General features: G+C 61.2%; 23 protein-coding genes and 1 pseudogene. 9 read left to right on the top strand and 15 right to left on the bottom strand.

From position 1 onward, the window contains the following. Positions 1-26: 26 nt before the first annotated feature. From B5483_RS11620 to B5483_RS11605, 4 genes are all read left to right on the top strand, one after another. On the top strand, positions 27-1,061 hold the full coding sequence (locus B5483_RS11620; RefSeq protein WP_079730690.1) for a VOC family protein: 1,035 nt from the start codon (positions 27-29) through the stop codon (positions 1,059-1,061). Positions 1,062-1,078: 17 nt separating this feature from the next. Further along, entirely contained in the window at positions 1,079-2,197 is a 1,119-nt protein-coding gene (locus B5483_RS11615) for an FAD-dependent monooxygenase (RefSeq protein WP_079730471.1), read from the top strand. Between the two features lie 392 nt (positions 2,198-2,589). Next, positions 2,590-3,138, top strand: a complete 549-nt coding sequence (locus B5483_RS11610) for a cupin domain-containing protein (RefSeq protein WP_054947540.1) — start codon at positions 2,590-2,592, stop codon at positions 3,136-3,138. A 192-nt stretch (positions 3,139-3,330) separates the two neighbouring features. Beyond that, complete coding sequence (locus B5483_RS11605; RefSeq protein ID WP_079730470.1) at positions 3,331-3,756, top strand: UrcA family protein; 426 nt, start codon at positions 3,331-3,333, stop codon at positions 3,754-3,756. A 45-nt stretch (positions 3,757-3,801) separates the two neighbouring features. On the opposite strand, the gene B5483_RS11600 is transcribed toward B5483_RS11605, so the two are convergent. Further along, entirely contained in the window at positions 3,802-4,074 is a 273-nt protein-coding gene (locus B5483_RS11600; RefSeq protein ID WP_079730469.1) for a DUF4242 domain-containing protein, read from the bottom strand. Positions 4,075-4,387: 313 nt separating this feature from the next. Between B5483_RS11600 and B5483_RS11590 the strand changes: the two are divergent. Continuing rightward, positions 4,388-4,666 (top strand): annotated as a pseudogene (locus tag B5483_RS11590) (DDE-type integrase/transposase/recombinase); the annotation flags it as partial. Between the two features lie 71 nt (positions 4,667-4,737). Here B5483_RS11590 and B5483_RS11585 read toward each other — a convergent pair. From B5483_RS11585 to B5483_RS11565, 5 genes are all read right to left on the bottom strand, one after another. Beyond that, the gene (locus B5483_RS11585) at positions 4,738-5,415 is read right to left on the bottom strand and encodes a glutathione S-transferase family protein (RefSeq protein WP_079730467.1); all 678 of its coding nucleotides are present in this window, start codon (positions 5,413-5,415) and stop codon (positions 4,738-4,740) included. A gap of 28 nt (positions 5,416-5,443) precedes the next feature. After that, positions 5,444-5,929 carry a VOC family protein gene (locus B5483_RS11580; RefSeq protein ID WP_079730466.1) on the bottom strand — a complete coding sequence of 162 codons (486 nt, stop codon included), beginning with the start codon at positions 5,927-5,929 and terminating at the stop codon, positions 5,444-5,446. 41 nt (positions 5,930-5,970) lie between these two features. Beyond that, positions 5,971-6,411, bottom strand: coding sequence for an SRPBCC family protein (locus B5483_RS11575; protein WP_217698205.1), 441 nt, complete (start codon positions 6,409-6,411; stop codon positions 5,971-5,973). 30 nt (positions 6,412-6,441) lie between these two features. Continuing rightward, entirely contained in the window at positions 6,442-6,885 is a 444-nt protein-coding gene (locus B5483_RS11570; protein ID WP_079730464.1) for an SRPBCC family protein, read from the bottom strand. A 65-nt stretch (positions 6,886-6,950) separates the two neighbouring features. Beyond that, positions 6,951-7,376, bottom strand: a complete 426-nt coding sequence (locus B5483_RS11565) for a DoxX family protein (RefSeq protein ID WP_079730463.1) — start codon at positions 7,374-7,376, stop codon at positions 6,951-6,953. A gap of 270 nt (positions 7,377-7,646) precedes the next feature. Between B5483_RS11565 and B5483_RS22855 the strand changes: the two genes are divergently transcribed. Together B5483_RS22855 and B5483_RS11560 are read left to right on the top strand one after the other, a co-directional pair. After that, positions 7,647-8,024, top strand: coding sequence for a YciI family protein (locus B5483_RS22855; protein ID WP_054944957.1), 378 nt, complete (start codon positions 7,647-7,649; stop codon positions 8,022-8,024). Next, on the top strand, positions 8,008-9,270 hold the full coding sequence (locus B5483_RS11560; protein ID WP_139383974.1) for an RNA polymerase sigma factor: 1,263 nt from the start codon (positions 8,008-8,010) through the stop codon (positions 9,268-9,270). The genes B5483_RS22855 and B5483_RS11560 overlap by 17 nt, the downstream gene beginning before the upstream one ends. A gap of 84 nt (positions 9,271-9,354) precedes the next feature. Here B5483_RS11560 and B5483_RS11555 read toward each other — a convergent pair whose 3' ends face one another. The 4 genes from B5483_RS11555 to B5483_RS11540 form a co-directional block, all read right to left on the bottom strand. Beyond that, positions 9,355-10,929 carry an ABC-F family ATP-binding cassette domain-containing protein gene (locus B5483_RS11555; RefSeq protein ID WP_079730462.1) on the bottom strand — a complete coding sequence of 525 codons (1,575 nt, stop codon included), beginning with the start codon at positions 10,927-10,929 and terminating at the stop codon, positions 9,355-9,357. Between the two features lie 241 nt (positions 10,930-11,170). Continuing rightward, positions 11,171-12,022, bottom strand: a complete 852-nt coding sequence (locus tag B5483_RS11550) for a sigma-70 family RNA polymerase sigma factor (protein WP_079730461.1) — start codon at positions 12,020-12,022, stop codon at positions 11,171-11,173. Then, positions 12,019-12,471, bottom strand: coding sequence for a carboxymuconolactone decarboxylase family protein (locus B5483_RS11545; RefSeq protein ID WP_079730689.1), 453 nt, complete (start codon positions 12,469-12,471; stop codon positions 12,019-12,021). Before B5483_RS11545 ends, B5483_RS11550 begins: the two co-directional genes overlap by 4 nt. 178 nt (positions 12,472-12,649) lie before the next feature. Continuing rightward, a complete protein-coding gene (locus B5483_RS11540; protein WP_079730460.1) occupies positions 12,650-13,546 on the bottom strand; it encodes a LysR family transcriptional regulator in 897 nt (298 codons plus the stop codon). 110 nt (positions 13,547-13,656) lie between these two features. Between B5483_RS11540 and B5483_RS11535 the strand changes: the two genes are divergently transcribed. After that, positions 13,657-14,442: an SDR family NAD(P)-dependent oxidoreductase gene (locus B5483_RS11535; RefSeq protein ID WP_079730459.1), complete on the top strand. Its 786-nt coding sequence runs from the start codon at positions 13,657-13,659 to the stop codon at positions 14,440-14,442. A 121-nt stretch (positions 14,443-14,563) separates the two neighbouring features. Next, complete coding sequence (locus tag B5483_RS11530) at positions 14,564-14,758, top strand: hypothetical protein (RefSeq protein WP_079730458.1); 195 nt, start codon at positions 14,564-14,566, stop codon at positions 14,756-14,758. Positions 14,759-14,993: 235 nt separating this feature from the next. On the opposite strand, the gene B5483_RS11525 is transcribed toward B5483_RS11530, so the two are convergent. The 5 genes from B5483_RS11525 to B5483_RS11505 all read right to left on the bottom strand — a co-directional run bounded on the left by B5483_RS11525 (position 14,994) and on the right by B5483_RS11505 (position 21,462). Continuing rightward, positions 14,994-16,166, bottom strand: a complete 1,173-nt coding sequence (locus B5483_RS11525) for an MFS transporter (RefSeq protein ID WP_342743666.1) — start codon at positions 16,164-16,166, stop codon at positions 14,994-14,996. Continuing rightward, positions 16,163-17,287 (bottom strand): alkene reductase, encoded by a 1,125-nt coding sequence (locus B5483_RS11520; RefSeq protein ID WP_079730456.1) that lies wholly within the window; start codon positions 17,285-17,287, stop codon positions 16,163-16,165. Before B5483_RS11520 ends, B5483_RS11525 begins: the two co-directional genes overlap by 4 nt. A 114-nt stretch (positions 17,288-17,401) precedes the next feature. After that, positions 17,402-18,337 carry a LysR family transcriptional regulator gene (locus tag B5483_RS11515; RefSeq protein WP_245829051.1) on the bottom strand — a complete coding sequence of 312 codons (936 nt, stop codon included), beginning with the start codon at positions 18,335-18,337 and terminating at the stop codon, positions 17,402-17,404. 170 nt (positions 18,338-18,507) lie between these two features. Then, on the bottom strand, positions 18,508-20,691 hold the full coding sequence (katG, locus tag B5483_RS11510; protein ID WP_139383973.1) for a catalase/peroxidase HPI: 2,184 nt from the start codon (positions 20,689-20,691) through the stop codon (positions 18,508-18,510). Positions 20,692-20,748: 57 nt separating this feature from the next. After that, positions 20,749-21,462 carry a YoaK family protein gene (locus B5483_RS11505; protein WP_079730453.1) on the bottom strand — a complete coding sequence of 238 codons (714 nt, stop codon included), beginning with the start codon at positions 21,460-21,462 and terminating at the stop codon, positions 20,749-20,751. Positions 21,463-21,495: the final 33 nt, after the last annotated feature.

Below are 21,495 nucleotides of genomic sequence, written 5' to 3'. Positions count from 1 at the left end.
TCCTGACAGAATACAGGAGTCTGGATATGGCAATCATCGGTATCAGGCGTCTGGTCTTCCTCGTGGATGACCTTGAGACCGCCCACCGCTTCTTCATGGATTACGGCCTCAAGCCGATCGAGCAGGACGCCAAATCGGCACTTTTCGAAACGCAGGACGGCGCCGAAGTCCGCTTGCTCGTGCGCGGCCATCCCGACCTGCCGAAGAAGACCGAGCAGACCGGGATCGGCGTTCACGAGTGCGTCTGGGCGGTCGACAGCGCAACGGGACTGCGGCGCCTTGTCGCCGATCTCGGACGCGATCACGAACTGGTGACGGACGAGGAGGGTACCGTCCACTTCGTTACGCCGTTCGGGCAGGCCATTGCCCTATCGGTCTGGCAACCCCGCCCGGTTCACGGGGCGCCTTCGCCCAGCAACACGACCGGCTATGTCGGCAGGCTCAACCAGCCGCGCAAGTGGATCGACCGGGCCCGACCCAAGCGTATCCACCACTGCGTCTGGACCTTCCCCGATGTGCAGGAAGCGCTCGAATATTATCGCGACCGGCTCGGTTTCCGCGTCACTGACGTGCAGAAGGGCTTCGGCGTCTATATCCGCGCCGATGGCGCCTATGAGCACCACAACATTTTCCTTGCCGATGCCAATGCACGCATGCCCAACTTCGATGGCACGTTGCGCTTTCATCACTGCAATTTCGAGCTGGAAGACATCGACGAAGTCATGGTCGCCAAGAACTTCCTCGACCGCAACGGATGGCGCAACAATGGCTGGGGCCTGGGGCGTCACCGCCTGACCTCGGCGGCCTTTCTCTACACCGATACGGTGGGCTTCCTCGGCGGTGAAATGGAATACGGCGCGGATTGCGATTGCGTCGATGATGGCTGGAAACCGCGCGTCTGGGACGGCCCGTTCGGTACTGCGATCTTCATGCACGAACTGCCCCGCTGGATGATGGACTATCCCAACTGGGACGTGACTTTCGCCCGCGACGATCAGCTTCGCTTCCTGCCGGCTGAGCCGAAGCCGGCACCCCGATCCGCCGCACAACCGGCTGAATGAGAGAGGACAGACGAGACATGGCCACGGCAAACAAGGTATTGGTGATCGGCGGCGGCGTCGGCGGGTTGGCAGTCGCCATCGGGCTGCACCAGCAGGGCATCGACGTGGAAGTGGTCGAGCGCGACAAGGACTGGAAGGTCTACCACGTTGGCATCATCGTCCAGGCCAATTTCGTGCGCGCGCTCAATGTGCTGGGGGTCGGCAATGCCGCGGTGAAGGCGGGATATGCCTATCGCGGGGCGCGCTTTTGCGACGTGGCAGGCAATGTCCTGAAGGAGCTGCCCGGCGACACTGCGGTCGACGGGCTGCCCTCCGACCTCGGGCTGACGCGTCCCGCGTTGCACAAGGTCCTGACCGAGAAGGTCCTGGAACTGGGCATTCCGGTGCGGCTGGGCGTCACCTTCGAAGCGATTGAGGATCGCGGAGATGGGGTGGACGTTGCCTTTACCGACGGAACCAGGGGCAGCTACGATCTCGTCATCGGGGCGGACGGCAATTACTCGGCCGTGCGCAAGACGCTATGGCCTGATGCCCGGCCGCAGTACACCGGGCAGGGCGTATGGCGCTACAACGTTCCGCGTCCGGCTGAAGTCGACTGGAGCGACCTTTACATCGGTAAACCGAAAGGCAAGGCCGGCTATTGTCCGCTCACGCCGGAGACCATGTATATCTTTGCTGTCTTCGAGGAGCCGGACAATCCGCGTTTCGCGCCAGAGACGCTGGCCGAGGAGATGCGAAAGCGCCTCGAAGGCTATGGCGGCGTTCTGGGCGAAGCCGCGAAGCACGTGACCGACCCCGAACTGGTCGTCTATCGTCCGCTGGAGGCCTGCATCATGCCTTCGCCCTGGTACAAGGGCCGGGTCGTGCTGATCGGCGATGCCGCGCACAGTGCCACACCTCATCTGGGGCAAGGGGCTGCCATGGCGATCGAAGACGCGGTGGTCCTTTCCGAGGAACTGGCCAGCCGGGAGGTCGGAGATGCGCTCGATGCCTTCATGGAGCGCCGGTTCGAACGAGCCAGATTGGTCGGCATCAGTTCGATCAGGCTCGGCGAATGGGAAATGAAGCCCGAGATTGCCGGAGATCCCATCGCCCTGACCGACGCGATCCGTCAAAAGCTCGCCGAACCGGTTTGATCCCCGCTTCCTCTATATGCCTGAGTTCCATCAGGACGGGGCGATCCAGTTGACCTCTCCCGATCTTCGGATCGGGGGAGGTTTTGGCCCGATCGATGGCCTCGATCCTACAACATGCGCTTTGCGCGCCGCTAGTCTGTCGCCATATTGCGAAGATCCCAATTCGAGGGGATGCCATCGGCTTCCCAGGTAGCGGTGGAGGGGATCGTTGATCTGCGGGAAGACATGCGGCGGACGGATTTCGGACGACTTGCCCGTTCGGCGCATGCGTCAGGTCGCAATCGGCCTGCGCGCGCGCTTTTCAAGAAGTACGGCGATACGCTAAACGAGGAAACGCACTCGCAGGATGGATGTGCGCCTTGTGGCGCCCTTGAACAGAAAGTAGTGAAACCATGAGCGAACTCCTCTCCGATTCCGGTCTCCCGCCGGTACAGCGCGTGGTCACCGGCCACGACGGGAACGGTCGCGCGGTCTTTCGCTCCGAGGACTGTGAGCCGACCCGCATGATCCCCTCCGGCGACGCCTCGTTCCTGACGATCTGGACGACCGCTACCGTCCCGGCCGACAACAACGACGAAACCGAAGGCCGCGACCGCACGACCGGCACCACGTTGGAAGGCGGATCGGTGATCCGCGTGGTCGATATGCTCCCGGGCAAGGAGAGTCCGATGCACCGAACCAATTCGATCGACTATGGCATCGTGATGAAGGGCGAGATCGAACTGGAACTGGAGGACGGGCGCAAGAAGACGATCCGCGAGGGCGGGATTATCGTTCAGCGGGGTACCAACCACCTCTGGCGCAATACGACCGATGAAGTCTGCCGTATCGCCTTCATCCTGATCGAGGCGCCGGCTTACCTGCACGACGGGGTGCCACTCGACGAAGCCAAGCCCGAGCAGGTCGATCCCGTTAGCAATGTGGTCATTGACGAGGTCTGATCGCCGCGTGCCTTATCTCTCCGGCAAGAGGGCAATTTCATGACCGGGCAGAATCTTGTCATCGATGGTGAGGCGCACGTCACCGATGAGCCGCTGATCGAAACTTCGTCTGCAATCGGCTAAGGATTGCGACGGATCAATGATTTGCGATACTTGCTCCCGCAAGAGCGACGGGCGGAGGTTTCTGAAATTATGGATTATTGGACACGGATCATCGGCACGGCAGCCCTTGGCAGCATGTGCCTGGCGCTTTGGGCGGCTGTGGCAGGCGCGCAGGAACAGGGGCCCGTCGATGGGCAGGAGCCGACCGCGCCTGAGGAAATCGTTGTCGAGGCTCCGCGCTCGGTGCCGGCACGGATCGAGCGTTCCAGCACGACCGGTGCACCGATCGTCACGACGACCGTGCGCATTCCGGTGCTCTACAATGACCTGGACCTCAGCCAGCCTCACGATCAGGACAGGTTGATGACTCGCGTACGCAGCGTCGCCCGTGCCGTGTGCGATGAACTTGACCGGATCTATCCGTTCAATCCGGATCAGGATTGCGTGACGCGTGCCCTTGCCAACGGCACGAAGGCTGCTCAGCAGGCGATAGCCGAGGCCCAGACTGTGCCGTAACAGCCCCCGCCCTGCGCGTTGGGCAAGGCGGAAGCGATGCTGAAGCTATTCGGCCGTGGTGGGGTCGATGACCGCGCGGACCTGGGCGATGCTGTTGGCGGGAAAGCCTGCCTTTTCTGCATGCTGCCTGATCAGATCCGCACTGGGCGCGCGATATACGCAGTAGATCTTATCGTCCGTCACGTAGCTGTTGACCCACTGGATGTCGGGGCCAAGATCCTTGAGGACATGGCAGGACTTCTGGGACGCCTCCTGAAGGTCGCCGGCACACAGGTTGCCGACACCCGGCATTTCCCTCTCGATTACGAACTGTGGCATATCCGACTCTCCGAACGGTTGAAGTTTGGTGAGCCCAAATCCTTGAACCTTTCGCAGTCTACAGGATATTGTTCCTAAGTCCCATCTCATATGAACTGTGATGCGGTTGCGACATGGCCACTGGTAGTGCCGGGTTGGTCATGCCGTGTCTTTTGGTTGTTCCCGGCTTGCCGGTCAGCCATGTTCCACGCGGGGTCGATGTTTTCGAAGCCGTGGTCCTCGACCCGTTGCTCCACAACCAAGGGCCATAATTTCTTCGTGCCAGTCTTGCATCGTCGGTCCTGCTGACGGCAGCCGCGCAGCATTGGTTGATCAGCACTTCTTCCGCAGGGCCTGCAAGCGTCAAGGTCTGCAGGTGCAGCTGACCAACGACGGTAGTCGGACCAACCTCGAAGCCGCCCGGATATGCCATGCCGAAGTACGGATGCGGCCCCGGTCGGGCGACGAGCCGCTGAAAGTCCGTCAGAACCGGTACATGAACAACCGCATCGAACAGGACCATCGGCGGATCAAGCGCGGTATCCGGCCTATGCTCGGCTTCAAGTCCAAGGTCCGCGCCGCGATCATTCTCGATGGCATCGAACTCGTCCACTCTTCTGCATCGAGTTGGAAGCGCACAATGACGTTTGGCGTGTACTGCATACAAGGCGCGACATTCGCCCTTCAATGACCGAGTTGGGCACAGATTGATTTAGGGTGTTCTGACATCTGGAAGACTTCCAGTTGTGCCGCAAAGGCGCGCATGTATGCATGTCGAGCTTCGCCTCGGGCTACATAGGCTGAGAGGTTCGGATATTCGTCCAGTAAACCTGACGGCTTCAGTCGTTGCAGTGCGTGGACCATCATAAGGTCACCCGCGCTGAATTTCCCGTCGACCCAATCGGTATCGCCCAGGTGGGCGGAAAGCTGTTCCAGCCGGTCACGCACGCGATCCATGACCAGAGGCAGGCGTTCCTTGCTCCAGGGCTTGTCGCTCTCCAGTAGCATGGCGTTCGCAAGTTCGAGGATCGGTGGCTCTACCGTGTTGAGCGCGGCGAACATCCAGTTGATCGCGCGCGCTCTGACCTTGGCGTCAATGGGAAGTAGTCCGGCATGATGTTCCGCGATGTGGAGGACGATCGCTCCTGTCTCAAACAGGGAGAGGTCGCCTTCCTCATAAGTCGGAATCTGCCCGAAGGGATGAAGGGCAAGATGCGCCGGCTCTTTCATCTCGGCAGAGGAAAGCAGGCGGACGTCGTATGGCTGGCTCACTTCTTCCAGTGCCCACCGTACTCGCATATCGCGCGCGAGGCCCTGACCGCGATCCGGCGAGGTCGCAAAGGCAGTGATGACTGGGGGCATGAGGGGGCTCCAACTTCGATTGCGCGTGTCAGCTTTGCGATGCCGCGGCCGCTTCGATTGCGACGATGTCGATCTTCGTCATCGTCATCATTGCCGCGAAGGCGCGCTGCGCTTCGGCCCGATCGGAACTCGTTGTCAGTTCGAGAAGCCGTTTCGGCGTAATCTGCCAGGAGAAGCCCCAGCGATCCTTACACCAGCCACAGGCGCTTTCGACGCCACCTTTGTTGACGATCGCATCCCAGTAGCGGTCTGTCTCTTCCTGACTCTCAGTTACGATCATGAAGCTGGCGGCCTCATTCGGTTTGAAATTCGGTCCACCATTGAGGCCAACGAACCGCTGCCCCAGAACGGTGAATTCGACGGTCAGTTCATTGCCTTCATCGCCGCCGGGATAATCGCCGGGGGCCATGTTCACCCGGTCGATACGGCTGTCCGGGAAAGTGGCGGCATAGAATTCTGCTGCCTTGCTGGCTTCGCCGTGGTCAAACCACAGGCATGTAATCATGTTCGCCATAACGGTTCTCCATAGGTTCCTGGCCAATCGGTGGACAAAGCCTAACCGGCCGTGTTCGCTTCCACATGGTGCTTGAAATTGTCGAGGATGGCCTGCCAGCCGCCGCGCTGCATCTCGATCGAATTTTCGGCTTCTGGATCGAACGTCACTCTGACGCGCACGCCTTCTGTTGCCGGCGTGAATTCGATCCGGGCGTGACGGCCGCCAAATTCGTACTCGATCAGTCTGTTCGTTGCGATCCTGGTGTAGGTTCCGGCGAAGTCAAAACCCATGCTGCCGTCCTTTGCTTCCATGCGGGAGGAAAAGATCCCGCCTTCGCGCAAATCGACAGTGGCTGACGGCGTATGCCAGTCATCGGACGCCGCATTCCACTGCACGATATCTTCCGGCGTTGTGTACGCTTGCCAGACTTTTTCGATAGGTGCCGCAATGATCGTTTCGACTTTGATAGCTTGGGGGCTCATGATGGTTACTCTGTACAAAGTTGGGGTGAGATCGGTTAGCGTCCGGCGCTACATCTCGATTTCGGGTTCCACGAGCTTGGCGAACTTCTCGAGACATTCCTGCCAGCCAAGATAGCAGCTCTCGGGCGGGATCATGTCCGGTAGGCCTTCTTGGACGATGGTCATTTCCGTGCCGCACGACACGGCTTTCAGATCCACCGTCACTGTCATCTCGCCGGGGAGATTGGGGTCGTCGAACCGGTCGGTATAGACTAGCTTCTCGCCTGTGATGAGTTCGAGATACTCGCCGCCGAAGGAATGGCTGTTGCCGGTCGTGAAGTTGCGGAACGACATTCTATGCTTGCCGCCGACCTTGGCCGCCAACTCGTGGACTGTGCAGATGAAGCCATAAGGCGGAAGCCAGCTGGCGACCGCATCCGGTTCGATGAAAGCCCGAAAAACTTTCTCCGGCTTGGCCGCGATGACGCGATGCAGGCGAATGGAATTTGGCATTTTTCTCTCCTCTTGCAAGTTGACGTTCCAAGGACGAGTGACCCGTTGCCGTCCCGACATCGGGTCTAACTTTTTTCCGCCGCCTCACGCGCGAAGGGAAACAGGGTTCTGAGCCGGGGATCACGCAGCCACAGCCCACCCCACATGACGACGCCGAGATAGAGCCCAAACAGGATATGGCTGAAGAGGGGGCTCTCCGCGCGGATCTGGGTCGCGATGGCACCGCCAAGCAGTCCGGTCATCAGCATGGCGCCAAGGAGACTGGTGCGCGGGATCAGATAAAGCACGAAGCACACGAGCTCGAGGACACCGATCGCCAGCGCATAGCCTGCCGGCCAGCCGAGCTGCGCCATGGTCTCCTCCGCAACCGGCATTCCGAGCAGCTTGGGCGAAATCGAAGCGCCGAGCATGAAAAGCGCAAACAGGCCTGTCAGCATGCGGCCCGCCCACGTCATTGAGTTAGGGATCATCTCGTTCTTCCACTTGGACATTGAAGTCAGTCCGAGGACGAAGGACGGCGCGTCGTTCCGACATGCACCACAACTTTTTCGGCAGTTGCTGCCGATGGGGAGGTGGGCCAACGGAACGACGGCGGTCTGCTTCCCCTGATTGGAAACAAGCCTCGACGCCGCCAGACGCAAGAGTATGCTCTTTTCGATGACGCTGGACTACCGGTACGCACAAAATCCCGGCGGCAATCTATTTGCATCGGATGTCGGATCGCGGTGGGCGGCAGCGTCCTTGGTCAACGGAGGCCCAAAGTGCTCTACACATTGCTGTGCTACAATGACGAGATGGTAACGTCCGCCTGGACGAAGGAAGAGGACGCGGCCGTCATGGCGCGTCTCGATCAAGTCCATCGCAAATGGGCCGGCAATTTCAAACCGATGCTGCGGCTAATGCCGACGAGCGCTGCGACGACGCTGCGCAAGTCGGAAAATCTGGTCGTTGACGGGCCATACGCAGAAACCAAGGAGCAACTGCTCGGGTTTTACGTGGTCGATGTCGACAATCTCGACCAGGCGCACGCCATCGCCCGGGAACTCGCAGTTGCCAATCCCGGCGGTGCCTACGAGATCAGGCCGGTGATGCTCTACTATCCTGACGGATCGGCAATCGACGATGCCCCAGCCGCCTGAACACGACTGGATTGAAGCGCGGCTCGTCGGCGCACGCCCACGCGCGATGGCCGCGCTGCTGCGTTACTTCCGTGATCTCGACCTGGCCGAGGAAGCCTTCCAGGATGCCTGCCTTCGGGCGCTGAAGTCCTGGCCCAAGAATGGTCCGCCTCGCGATGCGGAAGGCTGGCTGATCATGGTGGGGCGCAATGCCGCGATCGATCATGTGCGGCGACAGGCGAAGCTTACCGAGCTGCCGCCGGAAGATGCCATCTCGGACAAAGGGGATGTCGAGCCGGATCTCGCCGAGCGTCTGGATGCGGCCGACTATCGGGACGATATCCTGCGCCTTCTCTTCGTCTGTTGCCATCCTGAATTGCCGGCCACGCAGCAGGTCGCACTGGCGCTGCGCATCGTCTCCGGCCTTTCCGTTCAGGAGATCGCGCGTACATTCCTCGTCAATGAACGGGCGATGGAACAACGCATCACGCGGGCAAAGGCACGCGTCGCCAAGGCTGGCGTACCGTTCGAAACGCCGGGCCCGGTCGAACGCGCGGAGCGTTTCGCGGCTGTCTCGGCAATGATCTATCTCGTCTTCAATGAAGGCTATACGGACGCCAATCCAGCAAGTGAGCGCGCAAGCCTGTGCGGCGAGGCGATCCGCCTGGCGAGGCTGATGCTGCGCATGTTTCCGTCCGAGCCTGAAATGATGGGGCTTTTGGCGTTGATGCTCCTTCAGCATTCGCGGCAAGGCGCCCGCTTCGACGAAACCGGCGTGCCGATACTGCTGGATGATCAGGACCGTTCGCTCTGGAACCGCTCCATGATCGCGGAAGCCTTGGCGATGATCGACAAGGCCATGCTCCACCACCAGCCCGGCCCTTATCAGATTCAGGCAGCGATCGCGGCGCTGCATGCCCGTGCCGGCAAGCCTGAAGATACCGACTGGGCGGGTATCGATCAGCTCTATGCAGCGCTTGAACGGCGCGCACCATCACCGGTCGTCACGCTGAACCGGGCAGTGGCGATCTGGAAGCTCAAGGGGCCACAAGCCGCTCTGGACATGATCGCGCCGCTTTCCGACGCTCTGGACGGATACTTCTATTTTCATGGGGTGCGCGGGACGTTTCTGCGTCAGTTGGGTCGCAACAATGAGGCGCGCGATGCATTTGCGGCAGCCGTCACGCTGGCTGGGACGGCTGCCGAAGCAGCCCATATCCGCAATGCGCTCGACCAATTGGAGAATTGTTCAACTCGGCAGACCTGACGGCGGCTGAATTGCTGGTCCTGAACGACAGATTTCGAAATGTTGATCCTTCGACGGGAATGGCAGCTCTTCAGGCGATCTGCGTCATAGCTGGATGTTCCGAGAAATGCCGACCGCACGCGTGAACGACGTGTCGTGACTTACGAGCAGCAAGGCGCCGTCGTAGCCGCGCAAAACGGATTCGATCACCTCGATCGACTCGAGGTCCAGGTGGTTGGTAGGCTCATCAAGCATCAGCAACTGCGGCACCGTCGCTGCTGACAATACGGAGGCCAAGCCAGCACGAAGGCGTTCACCGCCACTGAGCTCTCTGACCATCTTCTCGCCCGCGACATTGCGGAAAGCAAATCGCGCGAGCGCCACCCGGACGCTATTGTCATCCAGTAATGGATTTAGGCGGCGCATGTTGTCGACCAGTGTGGAATTGCGATCGAGCAAACTGACTGTCTGGTCGAGCAAGGCGTGCGGCAATGGGCGCTGGATCTCACCCCCGTCAGGCGCGGCAAGGCCGGCGGCCAGCCTCAGTACGGTGGTCTTACCAGCGCCATTGCGGCCCGTTAGGGCTATCCGTTCGGGGCCTCGCAGAGAGAATGACAAGCGATCGATGACCCTGCGCTCACCAGTGCACCATGTAACCTCGTCGAACGTGAGCACCAGGCGATTGGGTGGAAGGCCGCATGAAGGCAGGGTGACGTTGAACGGCGTTGCCACCTCGACCCGCGTTCGGGCCGCTTCGAGCTCGGCCACTCCGGTTTCGATCCGCTTCTCGGTAAACGCGCGGCTGCAGCCGCCGCTGTTCTCGGCGCGCTCGCGCTGACGGCCCATCAGGATTTTCGGCGCGCTGCCGCTGGCGGAATACATGTGCCCGGCGCGGTCGCGCCGTGCCTGCCGTTCCCGTGCAGCCTTGGCGTCCCGATTGGCCGCCCGCACGCGCCGCTCGGCTGCTTCGCGATCGGCCTCCGCTCGGTCCCTCATCGCCTCGCGCTCCGAAATCCACGACGACCAGCCGCCGCCGTGGATCGAAACACCGACCGGCGAAAGCGCTACGATCCGGTCCACACTTTCGAGCAGCTCTCTGTCATGGCTGACCACGAGCGCCCCACCCCGCCAGCTCGCAAGGAGACTGGCGATGGCTGACCTGCCATCGTCATCGAGGTTGTTGGTCGGCTCGTCCAGCAGCAGCAGGTCCGGCGGATCAAGCAGGAGCCGGGCTATGGCAAGCCGGGTCCGTTCCCCGCCGCTGAAACTGACCAAGGTGCGAGCAAGGTCGATTGGCGGAAGACCAGTGCGCGCAAGCGTTGCCTCCAGCGTTTGAGGCAAGGTCCAGTTCGCTTCGGCAAAATCCTGTTCGGTACCCCCACCCGATTCAATGCGCTCGAGCCTAGCCAGGTCTGCGGAGACGCCGAGCGCTACAGCCGCGGATTCGTCGCCCGGCGTGACCACCTGTTCGAGCATTCCGGCTGTTCCACTCAGGGTGATCGTGCCGGATTGCAGCGCGACCCCGCCGACGATTGCACGCAACAGCGTAGACTTGCCGGCGCCGTTGCGGCCGACCACGCCGACGCATTCGCGCCCGACGTTTAGCGACAGGTTAGAAAACAGTGGGTGTCCTGAAGGCGTGGCCAAAGCCACGGCTTCGAGCGTGAGGAACGATGACATACTGGTACCGGAAAAACGAAGGGACGGGCGATCTCAGCGCGTCTTCCGGTCCATCTCATCCTCCTGCGTGTGGTCCGACTAACGGTCGGAATTCGTCCATCTACCTGACCCAGCAAGAGTCTGCAATTGGGGTGTCAATGCTGGCTCTGGAAACGGTGAACCGACGTCCGCTATCGACTGCCCAATCCCGAGCGGTCGACGGCCGCATAGTCGGCGCGGGCAGACAGTAGGGCACCTCAGGTTAATGCATGGTTCTCTCGAGATGGCGCAGTTTGTCGGGATTGCGCGTCACGTAGATGGCCCGGATCAGCCCATCTTCGATCAATAGCGCCGTCGTCTGCAGCATCCCGTCCGGCTCGCGCGTGACGAAGCCGGGAAGCCCGTTGACGAAGCCATAGCGCACCAGTTTCGGTCGTCCCTCGCGGAGCCGGGTTATCGCGATGAGTGCCCGTCTCACCACATGGGCGCCTTCCAATATGCGCGCGACCGCGGGTCGCTTGCCACCGCCGTCGGCGTGGAATCGGACATCCTCGGCGAGGAGCGCGCCGAGATGTCCGGTTCCCTGACCCTGCGAAGCCTGGAAGAAGGCAGAGGCGATCTCGAGCCCATGCTCGTGATCGACGGTGTAGCGAGCCCGCTCCTTCCGCACATTGGTCCGTGCCCGGCTGGCAAGCTGACGGCAGGCTGCGGCGTCCCGGTCGATCGAGGCGGCGATGTCTTCAAAGCTCTCCCCGAAAACGTCGTGGAGGAGGAAGGCGGCGCGCTCCAGCGGCGATAGCCGCTCAAGCGCCAGCATCAGCGGCAAGGTCACATCCTCCACCGGTTCCTCCTCGACGACCGGCTCGGGAAGCCAGGGGCCATCATAAGCCTCTCGTCGCACCCGTGCCGACTTCAGATGATCGAGGCACAGGCGCGTAACGATCCGGCGGAGAAAGGCGGCGGGAACGCGCACCGCTGCCCTTTCCGCCTGCGCCCAACGGATGTAGGCCTCCTGTATCACATCTTCTGCATCGCTCATGGAACCCAGCATGCGATAGGCAACGCGCAGCAGGCCCGGGCGATGAAGGTCAAACGTGGAAGCGGAGTCAGTCATTGCCAGCCCAGTTCGGGTGCATAGAGATTGAATCCCACCGCGAGCCGGTTCCAGCCGTTGATGACGTTGATCAACATGGTGAGGTTGACCTGCTCTTCCTTGCTGAACTGGTCATCCAGGATCGCGTATACGGCATCAGGCGCGCGACGGATAGCAACCTCGGTCAGGTGCTCGACCCAGACCAGCGCCGCGCGCTCGCGCTCAGTATAGCACGGCGCCTCCTGCCAGGCCGCCAACAAATGGATGCGTTGCTCGGTCTCGCCGGCCCGGCGAGCGTCGGCGGTGTGCATGTTGAGGCAATTGGCACAGCCGTTAATCTGCGACGCGCGGATCTTGACCAATTCGAGCAACGACTTCTCAAGGCCGCATTTCTCGACTTGCATTGAAAAGGTATACCAGGTCTTGAACAGGTCGGGTGCAACAGCGGCTAAATCGGCGCGAGGTGTCATGAGGATCATCCTTTTCTGATGGAGATGCCGACATGACGAGCCAGCTTGGGTCAATGTGACATCGTCCGCGAGATTTTTCTTCAAGAGGGAACCATGCGGATGATCGGCTATCGATCCCGGTTCCCAGTTGCGGTCCTTCTGCTATTTGATCTGAGCCTCCCTGCAATACGGCTAGCTATCACTGCGGCAGGACCAACTCGCTCCCTAGAAAATCGAGGAAAGCCCGAACGGTGCGTGATGGGTATTGTTCGCCCAGATATAGCGCGTGGATATCCTCCCCGTCACCGGGATGAAATGTGGGCAGCAATTCTAACAGCTGCCCGGACGCAAGGTCCTTGGCGATGTGGAAATGGGCGAGCCGCGCGATCCCCCCGCTCGCCAGTGCCATCAGACGTACCACCTCACCGGAATTGCCCAGGAAAGGCCCATCAACCGTCCGCGAAACGACCCGGCCGTCGATCTTGAAGGGCCAACTGTCCACTGAGCGCCGAAAGCTGAAGCGCAGGCAGGGATGGCGATCGAGATCGCGGGGCTCGGTCGGCTCGCCATGGCGTGCAAGATAATCTGGACTGGCGACCACCACCATGCGGCTGCGTCCGAGTTTCTTCGCCTTGAGGCTCGCATCCCGCAGCGGCCCAATTCGAATCGCAATATCCGCCCGTTCCGCGACCAGCTCGACCAATGCGTCCGACAGGGCGAGGTCCACCGTCACTGCCGGAAAACGGTCGAGAAAGCGTGGCAGGATCGGTAACAGGCAATGGGTGCCGAACGGGACGGAGGCATTGACGCGGAGCAACCCTCTCGCCTCGTACTCCTCACCGCCGAAGCTGTGATCGACATCCCTCAGTTCGTCCATCAATGCAGTCACGCGGTCACGGTAGGTTTCTCCGTCAGCAGTCAGCGCCAGCGCACGGGTCGTGCGGGCGACGAGCTGAACGCCGAGCCGCGCCTCCAACCGCGAAATTGACCGGCTGACCGCAGAAGGCGTGACGCGCAGCATCCGCGCTGCGCCCGCGAAGCTGCCGGTTTGGGCGACGCTGAGAAAAATCTCCATCTCCCCGAAACGATTGTCCATAGCCCACTCATGATTTTAAGGCACTTCTAAAGTGCAGAGATGATATCTAATCATCAATAGCCTTATCGCCTAATTGCTGTGCCATCGATGGATTAACGGAGTGACATACGATGGATCTGCAACTCAAAGGCAAAACCGCGCTGGTGACGGGATCGACCGCAGGGATCGGCTTTGCGATCGCAGAACGGATGGCGGCCGAAGGCGCGACCGCCATCATCAGTGGCCGCAATCAGGACAAGCTGGACGCTGCCGCCGAGCGCATCGCCAAGATCGGTTCGGTAAAGGCCATTCTGGCGGACGCCGCGACGGCCGAAGGCGCCGCGACACTGATCGATGCGGCGCCGGACGCCGATATCCTCGTCAACAACCTGGGCATCTATGAGGCCAAGCCTTTCGCGGAGATTTCCGACGCGGACTGGCATCATATGTTCGAGGTCAACGTGATTAGCGGTGCGCGGCTCGCCCGCCATTATTTTCCGCGCATGCCGGCAAAGGACTGGGGCAGGATCGTTTTCATCGCCAGCGAGAGCGCGCTCGTCGTGCCCGGCGAAATGATCCACTACGGTATGACCAAGACGGCGCAACTCGCCATTGCGCGGGGCCTGGCCGAGCAGACGCGTGGTACAGGCGTGACCGTCAATTCCGTGCTGCCCGGCCCGACGCGCTCGGAAGGTATTGTCGATTTCATCCGTTCGGTTGTGGACAACAAGGACGCGCCGGAAGCCGACCGGGAGGCAGAGTTCTTCCGCGAATACCGCCCGTTGTCGTTGATTCGGAGGCTGATCGAGGCAGACGAGATTGCGGCGCAGGTCGCACTGCTATCGAGCCCGTGGGGCGCGATCACCAATGGCGCTGCAATCCGGGTCGAAGGCGGTATCATTCCCACCATTGCTTGAGCTCCATCTCCAAAAATTGCGGTAATGAGCCGGCAGCCGCCCGGCCTGCCCATTTCGCGTCTGGGCGCCATATGGCATTGAGTCGGAATGCTCGTTTTGAGGAAAGTCGGGGTGCCTGCCGATGCCCCGACTTCGTGATGTCGCTAAGGCATTCCGTGTTGCCGAAGCCCTGGAGCCGACCGCCAACGAGCAGTTCCTTGACGACAAGCCACCTGAGCTGATCGACCACATGGTCAAGAAGCTTCCTCCCGAATGTCTTGGCACGCCAGAGGACATCGGCGGGACACGGCCCTTTTTGTTGTATTGTGAGCCGTGATCCGATGGCCAGATATTGGCTGTTCGGTCCTTGAGCAGTTAAGCGCCGGAGTGCTGCATCGGGATAGGGTGACTGAACTGCGGCGTCCTCACTGCACCAGGTAATGCGAAGCCCCAATTCGCCCCTGCAGCACCCGGCTCGTCGCCGCTGGGGCGACCAATCCCTGGATTGGGCCGCGATTTCGCGTCAATGTGACCGTAGAATTTGTCTTGGCGCCTCGGTCGCCGAAACCTCCTTAATTTTGCCTTGTGCTGGGATCCATCCGTCTGAATGCCTGCAAGGCCAGAGCCAGCCCGCCAAACGTAACGCCCAATAGTCCTACACCATGCCAGCCTGCAATCTGCCAGATCACCATGGCCGACGCTGAGCCGAATGAACCGCCGAGAAACATGCCGCCCATGAAGAGCGTATTGAGCCGAGCGCGAGCGTCGGGGCGCAGCGTATAAACGATATGCTGGTGTGAGATCAGTGCCCCCTGTACGGCCAAATCAAGCAGGACGCAGCCCAGAGCCAGTCCAAATATGCCGCTTGCGCTGCCCGAAACAGCCCAGCCTGCCATGACGAGTACCGTACCTGCGGTAATCGCTGCACGAGGCCCGCGTCGGTCGGCCAAATGCCCGGCCAAAGGCGCAGCCAGAATTCCTGTTGCGCCAATTACGCCGAACAGTCCCGCCACCTGTGGGCCCTGTCCCAACTGCTTGAGGTAGAGAGCAAGGACGGTCCAGAAGGCGCTGAAAGCAGCAAATAACAGGCCTTGAGTGAAGGTCGCCCGGCGCAGGGCTGGAAAGTCGCGCCACAGGTGCCAGAGAGAGCCGAGCAACTCTGGATAGGACGGGCCTTTCTCAGGTCGCGAAACGGGCAGCACCCTCCACATCAGCCAGCCTGCGGCCAAAGCCAGCGGCGAGCCCAGCCAGAACATGCTGCGCCAACCCTCATGCTGTGCCACTATCCCTGCCAGCGTGCGGCTGAGCAAGATACCGGCCAGCAACCCGGCCATCACCTTGCCGATGACCGCTCCGCGCTTTTGGTCGGGCGACATATGCGCGGCGAGCGGGACGATCTGCTGAGCGACAGTCGCCAGCGCACCGACAAGCAGCGAAGCCAGTAACAGTGCGGCCCCGTCCGGGGCTGCGGCAGCCATCATCGATGCCGCCGCCAAACCAAGAAATTGGACAAGGATCATTCCTCGCCGTTCGACAAGGTCGCCCAGCGGCACCAATAGAAACAGACCAATTGCATAGCCCAGTTGCGTGACCGTGGGTACTAACGCGGGCAGAGTTCCAGGCAGGTCCTGCTGGATCAGGGCCAGCATTGGTTGGTTATAATAGATATTGGCGACAGCAAGGCCCGTAGCCGCTGCCATTGCATAGATCACCGCAGCGGAGAGCGGTTTGGTGGAATTGGTCACGACACGATCTCCGTCGCGGCGAGTGTGGGATAATCTGTGTAGCCGCGCGCATCCCCGCCATAAAAGGTCGCGGTATCCGGCTCGTTGAGTGGCGCGTCGGTGCGCAGACGTGCGGGCAGATCGGGGTTGGCGATAAAAGGGCGCCCAAAGGCGATCGCATCGCCTCGCTTATCAGCCAAGGCCTGTTCGGCACTCCAGCGCGTATAGCCACCAGCCAGAATGATCGGCCCTGAAAAAATATCTCGAATATCGCGCATAAGGGCATCGGCGCGCGGATCGATGGCGGCAATTTCGCGGCCCTGCACACTAGGTTCCACCAGATGGAGGTAGGCCAGATTGCGGCCCTCCAGTTCGCCCGCAAGATAGTGGAAGAGCGCTTCGGGCTCGCTTTCGTTCATGCCGAAACTTTTGCCCATGGGCGCCAAGCGCAGGCCAACCCTGTCGCTGCCTATTGCTGCGCACACGGCATCCAAAACTTCCAGCGTTAGCCTGGCACGGTTATGATATGAGCCACCGTAGCGGTCTGACCGCCAATTGCTGGCACTGTTGAGGAATTGATCAAGCAGATAGCCATTGGCTCCGTGGATCTCGACCCCGTCCAGGCCTGCGTCGATGGCATTGCGGGCAGCCCGCACATAGTCGGCAACGATCAATTGAATGCCCGTGATGGTCAATTCCTGAGGTTCGGGGACATCGGCAAAAGTGCCACGGCCATCATCGCCAGGAACGAATGCCTTGGCGGGAACCGGCATCGCGGTGGGAGCCACGGGCCGCGCTCCACCCGGTTGGAACACGGGATGCGAAACGCGGCCCACGTGCCAGAGTTGCATCACCATGCGTCCACCATGTGCATGCACGCTGCGAACCACTTTGGCCCAGCCATCGATTTGGTCCTGCGTATGGATGCCAGGAGTCCAGGCATAGCCCTGGCCCTGAGGCGAGATTTGCGTTCCTTCGCTGATGATAAGCCCGGCCGAGGCGCGCTGGCAGTAATACTCTAGTGCGAGATCGGATGGCACATTTCCGGCGGCGGCTCGGGAACGGGTGAGGGGAGCCATCACGATCCGATTGGGCAGATCGAGCGAGCCAAGACGAATGGGTTCAAACAACAGGTCGGTCATGTGGGGCACTCCTGAGGGACGAAGTTGTCCGGTGGGGTGCCTGGGAACTGCGCCCATTCGGATCTCTTGATAATCTGCTCATTTTCGAGAGGGTTTTTGCGTATTCTGCAAAGATCAGAGTGCGCGATCCCAATAGGGTGGGCTGCCAAAGCGCTGCGCGAGAAAATCGACGAAGGCGCGCACCTTGGGCGATCCTCGCCGGTCCGGCAGGTAGAGCGCATGGATGCCACTGTTCGCTTGTGGCGGCTTGCCGAGGCGGCCGATGTCGGCCTGCCATTCGGTCAGAATTGGCCGCAAACTGTCCTGCTCGATCTCTTCACCCACCAACCATGTCGGTAGCATCACCACACCAAAACCCGCGAGGGCCGCTTCTTTCAGAGCTTCGGCTTGATTGGCACGAAGCGGTCCCTTGATGCGAATTTGCTCTACCTGCTTCGCGCTATCGGTGAAGCGCCAGCGCCGTTCACCGTCGGCAAAGGCAAAAGTGAGGCAGGCGTGCCTTGCCAGATCGGCCGGCACGGCAGGCGTGCCCCATTGGTGCAAATAAGCTGGGCTGGCGCAGACGATCCGGCGATGCGGGGCCAGGCGCCGCGCGATCAGGCTGGAGGATTCCAGCGCCCCCAAGCGTATGGCGATATCGATCCGTCGTTCAACCAGATTGATGATTTCGTCGCTCATCAGCAATTCCAGCTCGACCTCCGGATATTCCGCCATGAAACGCGGCAGGAAGGGTGCGATATGCATTCGTGCGAAGGAGGCTGGCAAACTGACCCGCAGAAGCCCGCGCGGTGGCCCGTCGCGCTCGCGCAAGCTACGGTTGGCTTCTTCCAGGCTTGCGAGGATGGCAACCGCCCGGACGTAATAGGTTTCTCCGGCATCCGTGAGCGACACGTGCCGGGTGGAACGGTTGAGCAATGTCACGCCCAGTTCACCTTCGAGCGCATCGACATGGCGGGTAAAGGAAGAAGCGGCTTGCCCGACCCGCCTTGCAGCAGGGGCGAAACCGCCCTCGTCAACCACCACTACGAAAGCCCTGATCGCCGCAAACATGTCCATGTGTCCTCGTAGCGGTCCTGAAAGCGAAGAGCCATTCATCTTAGACAGGTTGCGGACAAGTGCCCGGTCCGCAACTCGCTCGCCGATGACATTCGGTTGGCGAATATTCTGCGATTTGAAGGTGCCCTGCAGCCCGTAATGTGCTGCAGGGCCCTCAGCCTTGGTCAGGCGATGTCATAGCGATCTGCGTTCATGATCTTGGTCCAAACCGAGATGAAATCGGCAAGGAAACGCTCTTCGCCGTCACTGGCGGCATAAACTTCGCATATGGCGCGAAGCTGCGAATTCGAGCCGAAGCTCAGATCCACTCTGCTTGCCGTCCACTTTTGTGCGCCAGTTGCGCGATCGATGCCGATATAGCGATCTGCGATGTCCTCGACTTTGGTCCACGTCGTTGCCATGTCGAGCAGGTTGACGAAGAAGTCGTTCGATAGCGTGCCTGCACGGTCGGTCAGGACGCCGCGCTGGTCGTCTCCATGATTGATGCCCAGGACGCGAAGACCTCCCAGGAGTGCGGTCATTTCCGGCACGGACAGGCCAAGAAGCTGCGATTTGTCGACCAGCAGGGCATCCGTCGGAACCGGATAGCTTGCTCCAAGAAAATTACGGAAGCCGTCAGCCTTCGGTTCTAGCCATGCGAAGTTCTCCGCATCGGTCTGCTCTGCGCTGGCATCGACGCGTCCGGGCGTAAATGGGACCTCCAGGTCGCGGCCGGCAGCCTTAGCGGCCAATTCGATGCCGACACCACCCCCCAGAACGATGAGGTCCGCCATCGAAACGCGCCCGAAGTCAGCGGCAATATCCTCGTAAATGGCAAGGACGTGTGCGAGTTTCGAAGGTTCGTTGGCTGCCCAGCTGTTTTGGGGAGCAAGCCGGATGCGGGCACCGTTCGCACCGCCGCGATGATCCGACACGCGGTGGGTGGAGGCTGATGCCCAGGCGGTGCGGACAAGGTCGGCGACGGAAAGACCGCTTGCCGCGATCATGCCTTTGAGGGTGACGATATCTGAATGGTCCAGCGGCGCAAAGGCGGCAGCGGGAAGCGGATCCTGCCATAGAAGGTCCTCAGTCGGCACTTCCGCACCAAGATAGCGCGCCTTGGGCCCCATGTCGCGGTGGGTGAGCTTGAACCAGGCCCGGGCAAATGCATCGGCGAACCTTGCCGGGTCTGCCCGGAATTCTTCCATGATACGGCGATATTCAGGGTCGATCTTCATCGCCATGTCGGCGGTGGTCATCATGGTAGGAACACGTCGCTCCGGGCTATGTGCGCCTGGAGCCAGCGTCTTGTCCGGATTGCCGACCGGTTGCCACTGGTGGGCGCCAGCCGGGCTGGTGACGATCTCGTATTCGTGGTCGAGGAGCATATCGAAATAGCTCATGTCCCAAGTGATGGGCGTGGGCGTCCACGATCCTTCCAGACCGGAAGTGATCGCATCATCGCCCATGCCGGTACCATGGGTGGAGATCCAGCCAAGGCCCATTTGCGCAATGTCCGCGCCTTCCGGCTCGGGACCGACTTTTGAGGCATCGCCGCCGCCATGGGTCTTGCCGAACGTGTGACCGCCTGCGGTCAGAGCGACGGTCTCCTCGTCGTTCATGCCCATACGGGCGAAAGTCTCGCGCACATCGCGCGCGGAACCCACCGGATCGCTGTTGCCTCCCGGACCTTCCGGGTTGACGTAAATCAGCCCCATCTGGATCGAAGCCAGCGGGTTCTCGAGGTCCATCTGCTTTTCCGGCTGGATGCGGGTTTCGGCGCCTTGCCCGACCCATTGCTCTTCGGTGCCCCAATAGACGTCGGTTTGCGGCGCATAGACGTCCTCGCGCCCGCCGCCGAAACCGAAGATGGGCCCGCCCATCGATTCGATCGCGACGTTGCCGGCGAGGATCATGAGATCCGCCCAGGACAATTTCGCGCCGTACTTTGCCTTGATCGGCCAGAGCAATCGACGCGCCTTGTCGAGATTGCCGTTGTCGGGCCAGGAATTGAGTGGAGCAAAGCGCTGCTGTCCGGCCCCGGCGCCGCCGCGTCCGTCACCGGAGCGATATGTCCCAGCAGAGTGCCATGCCATGCGGATGAAGAACGGGCCATAATGTCCATAGTCCGCCGGCCACCAAGACTGGCTGTCGGTCATCAGGTCGGCAAGGTCCGATTTCACACCTGCAAGGTCCAGCGACTTGAATTCGGCCGCATAATCGAATTCCGCACTCATCGGGCTGGTGCTCTTGCCAGCCTGGGCAAGGATCGAGAGATCGAGCTGCTTAGGCCACCAGTCGCGGTTGCTTCTTCCGGTGAGCGTTCGCGTGGGGGTGGCGCTGAAGGGGCATTGGTTCTCGTTGGTCATGTCGGTTAAGGTCCTGCGGAGTGGCATTGAGTTTTTGACTGGGGTGCGATCGAAGCCTTATTGGCCGTGCGGGGCGGCTGCGGCGGGGGAGCGCAGGAAGGCTATCGTCGCGCCCAGCACTATCAGGCCGGCCAAGGCGAGCGGGCAGGCCAGTCCCCCGGTTCGCAGAAGCAGCGCCCCGATGGCCGCACCGGCGAAAATCGCCAGTACTGCGCCGAAGCGCCTCGGGAAGTTGGGCGTGCCGCGGCCGGTCTGGTCCGCGGCGATGCCCGTTATGGTGAGGGTTAGGACGGTTGTCGTCAGGTCCGGCACCTTGAGCTGCCGGACCGTCGCGTTCCTCAGCCCCATGGCAAATCCCGTCAGGGCGATCACCGTAAGCACGGCCGGTTCCGGCGCCTGAGCCTCGACATCGATAGTCAGAGCGACCAGAGCTGCTGCCCACAGGAGCGTCGCTTCGGTGATTGCCGCGCGGATTAACCACTGGCCCAGCGGCCTGGCGGATTGAACCCGGCCCAGTTTCCCGGCCCCCCAGGCTCCGGTCATGAAGGCAGCCAGAGCCAGAAGCGCTGGCCCGAACCGAAACCCGCTCGTCCCGGCAGCTGCGAAACCCAGAAACACGACATTGCCTGTCATATTCGCGGTGAAGACCTTCCCCAGGCCAAGGACGGAGGCTGCATCAACGAGGCCAGTCGTTGCGGAAAGCAATAGCAGCAAACGGGGCAGGGCATTCGAGGACGAGGGTGAGGGAGAGGCGGGTTGGGGCGGGGCCATGGGATTCTCCAGCGCGGAACGGCGAAAGGGGGC

This window comes from Novosphingobium mathurense (assembly GCF_900168325.1).
Taxonomy (GTDB): domain Bacteria; phylum Pseudomonadota; class Alphaproteobacteria; order Sphingomonadales; family Sphingomonadaceae; genus Novosphingobium; species Novosphingobium mathurense.
The sequence above is the reverse complement of the archived record's forward strand: the minus strand, read 5'-3'. Positions and strand labels throughout refer to the sequence as shown.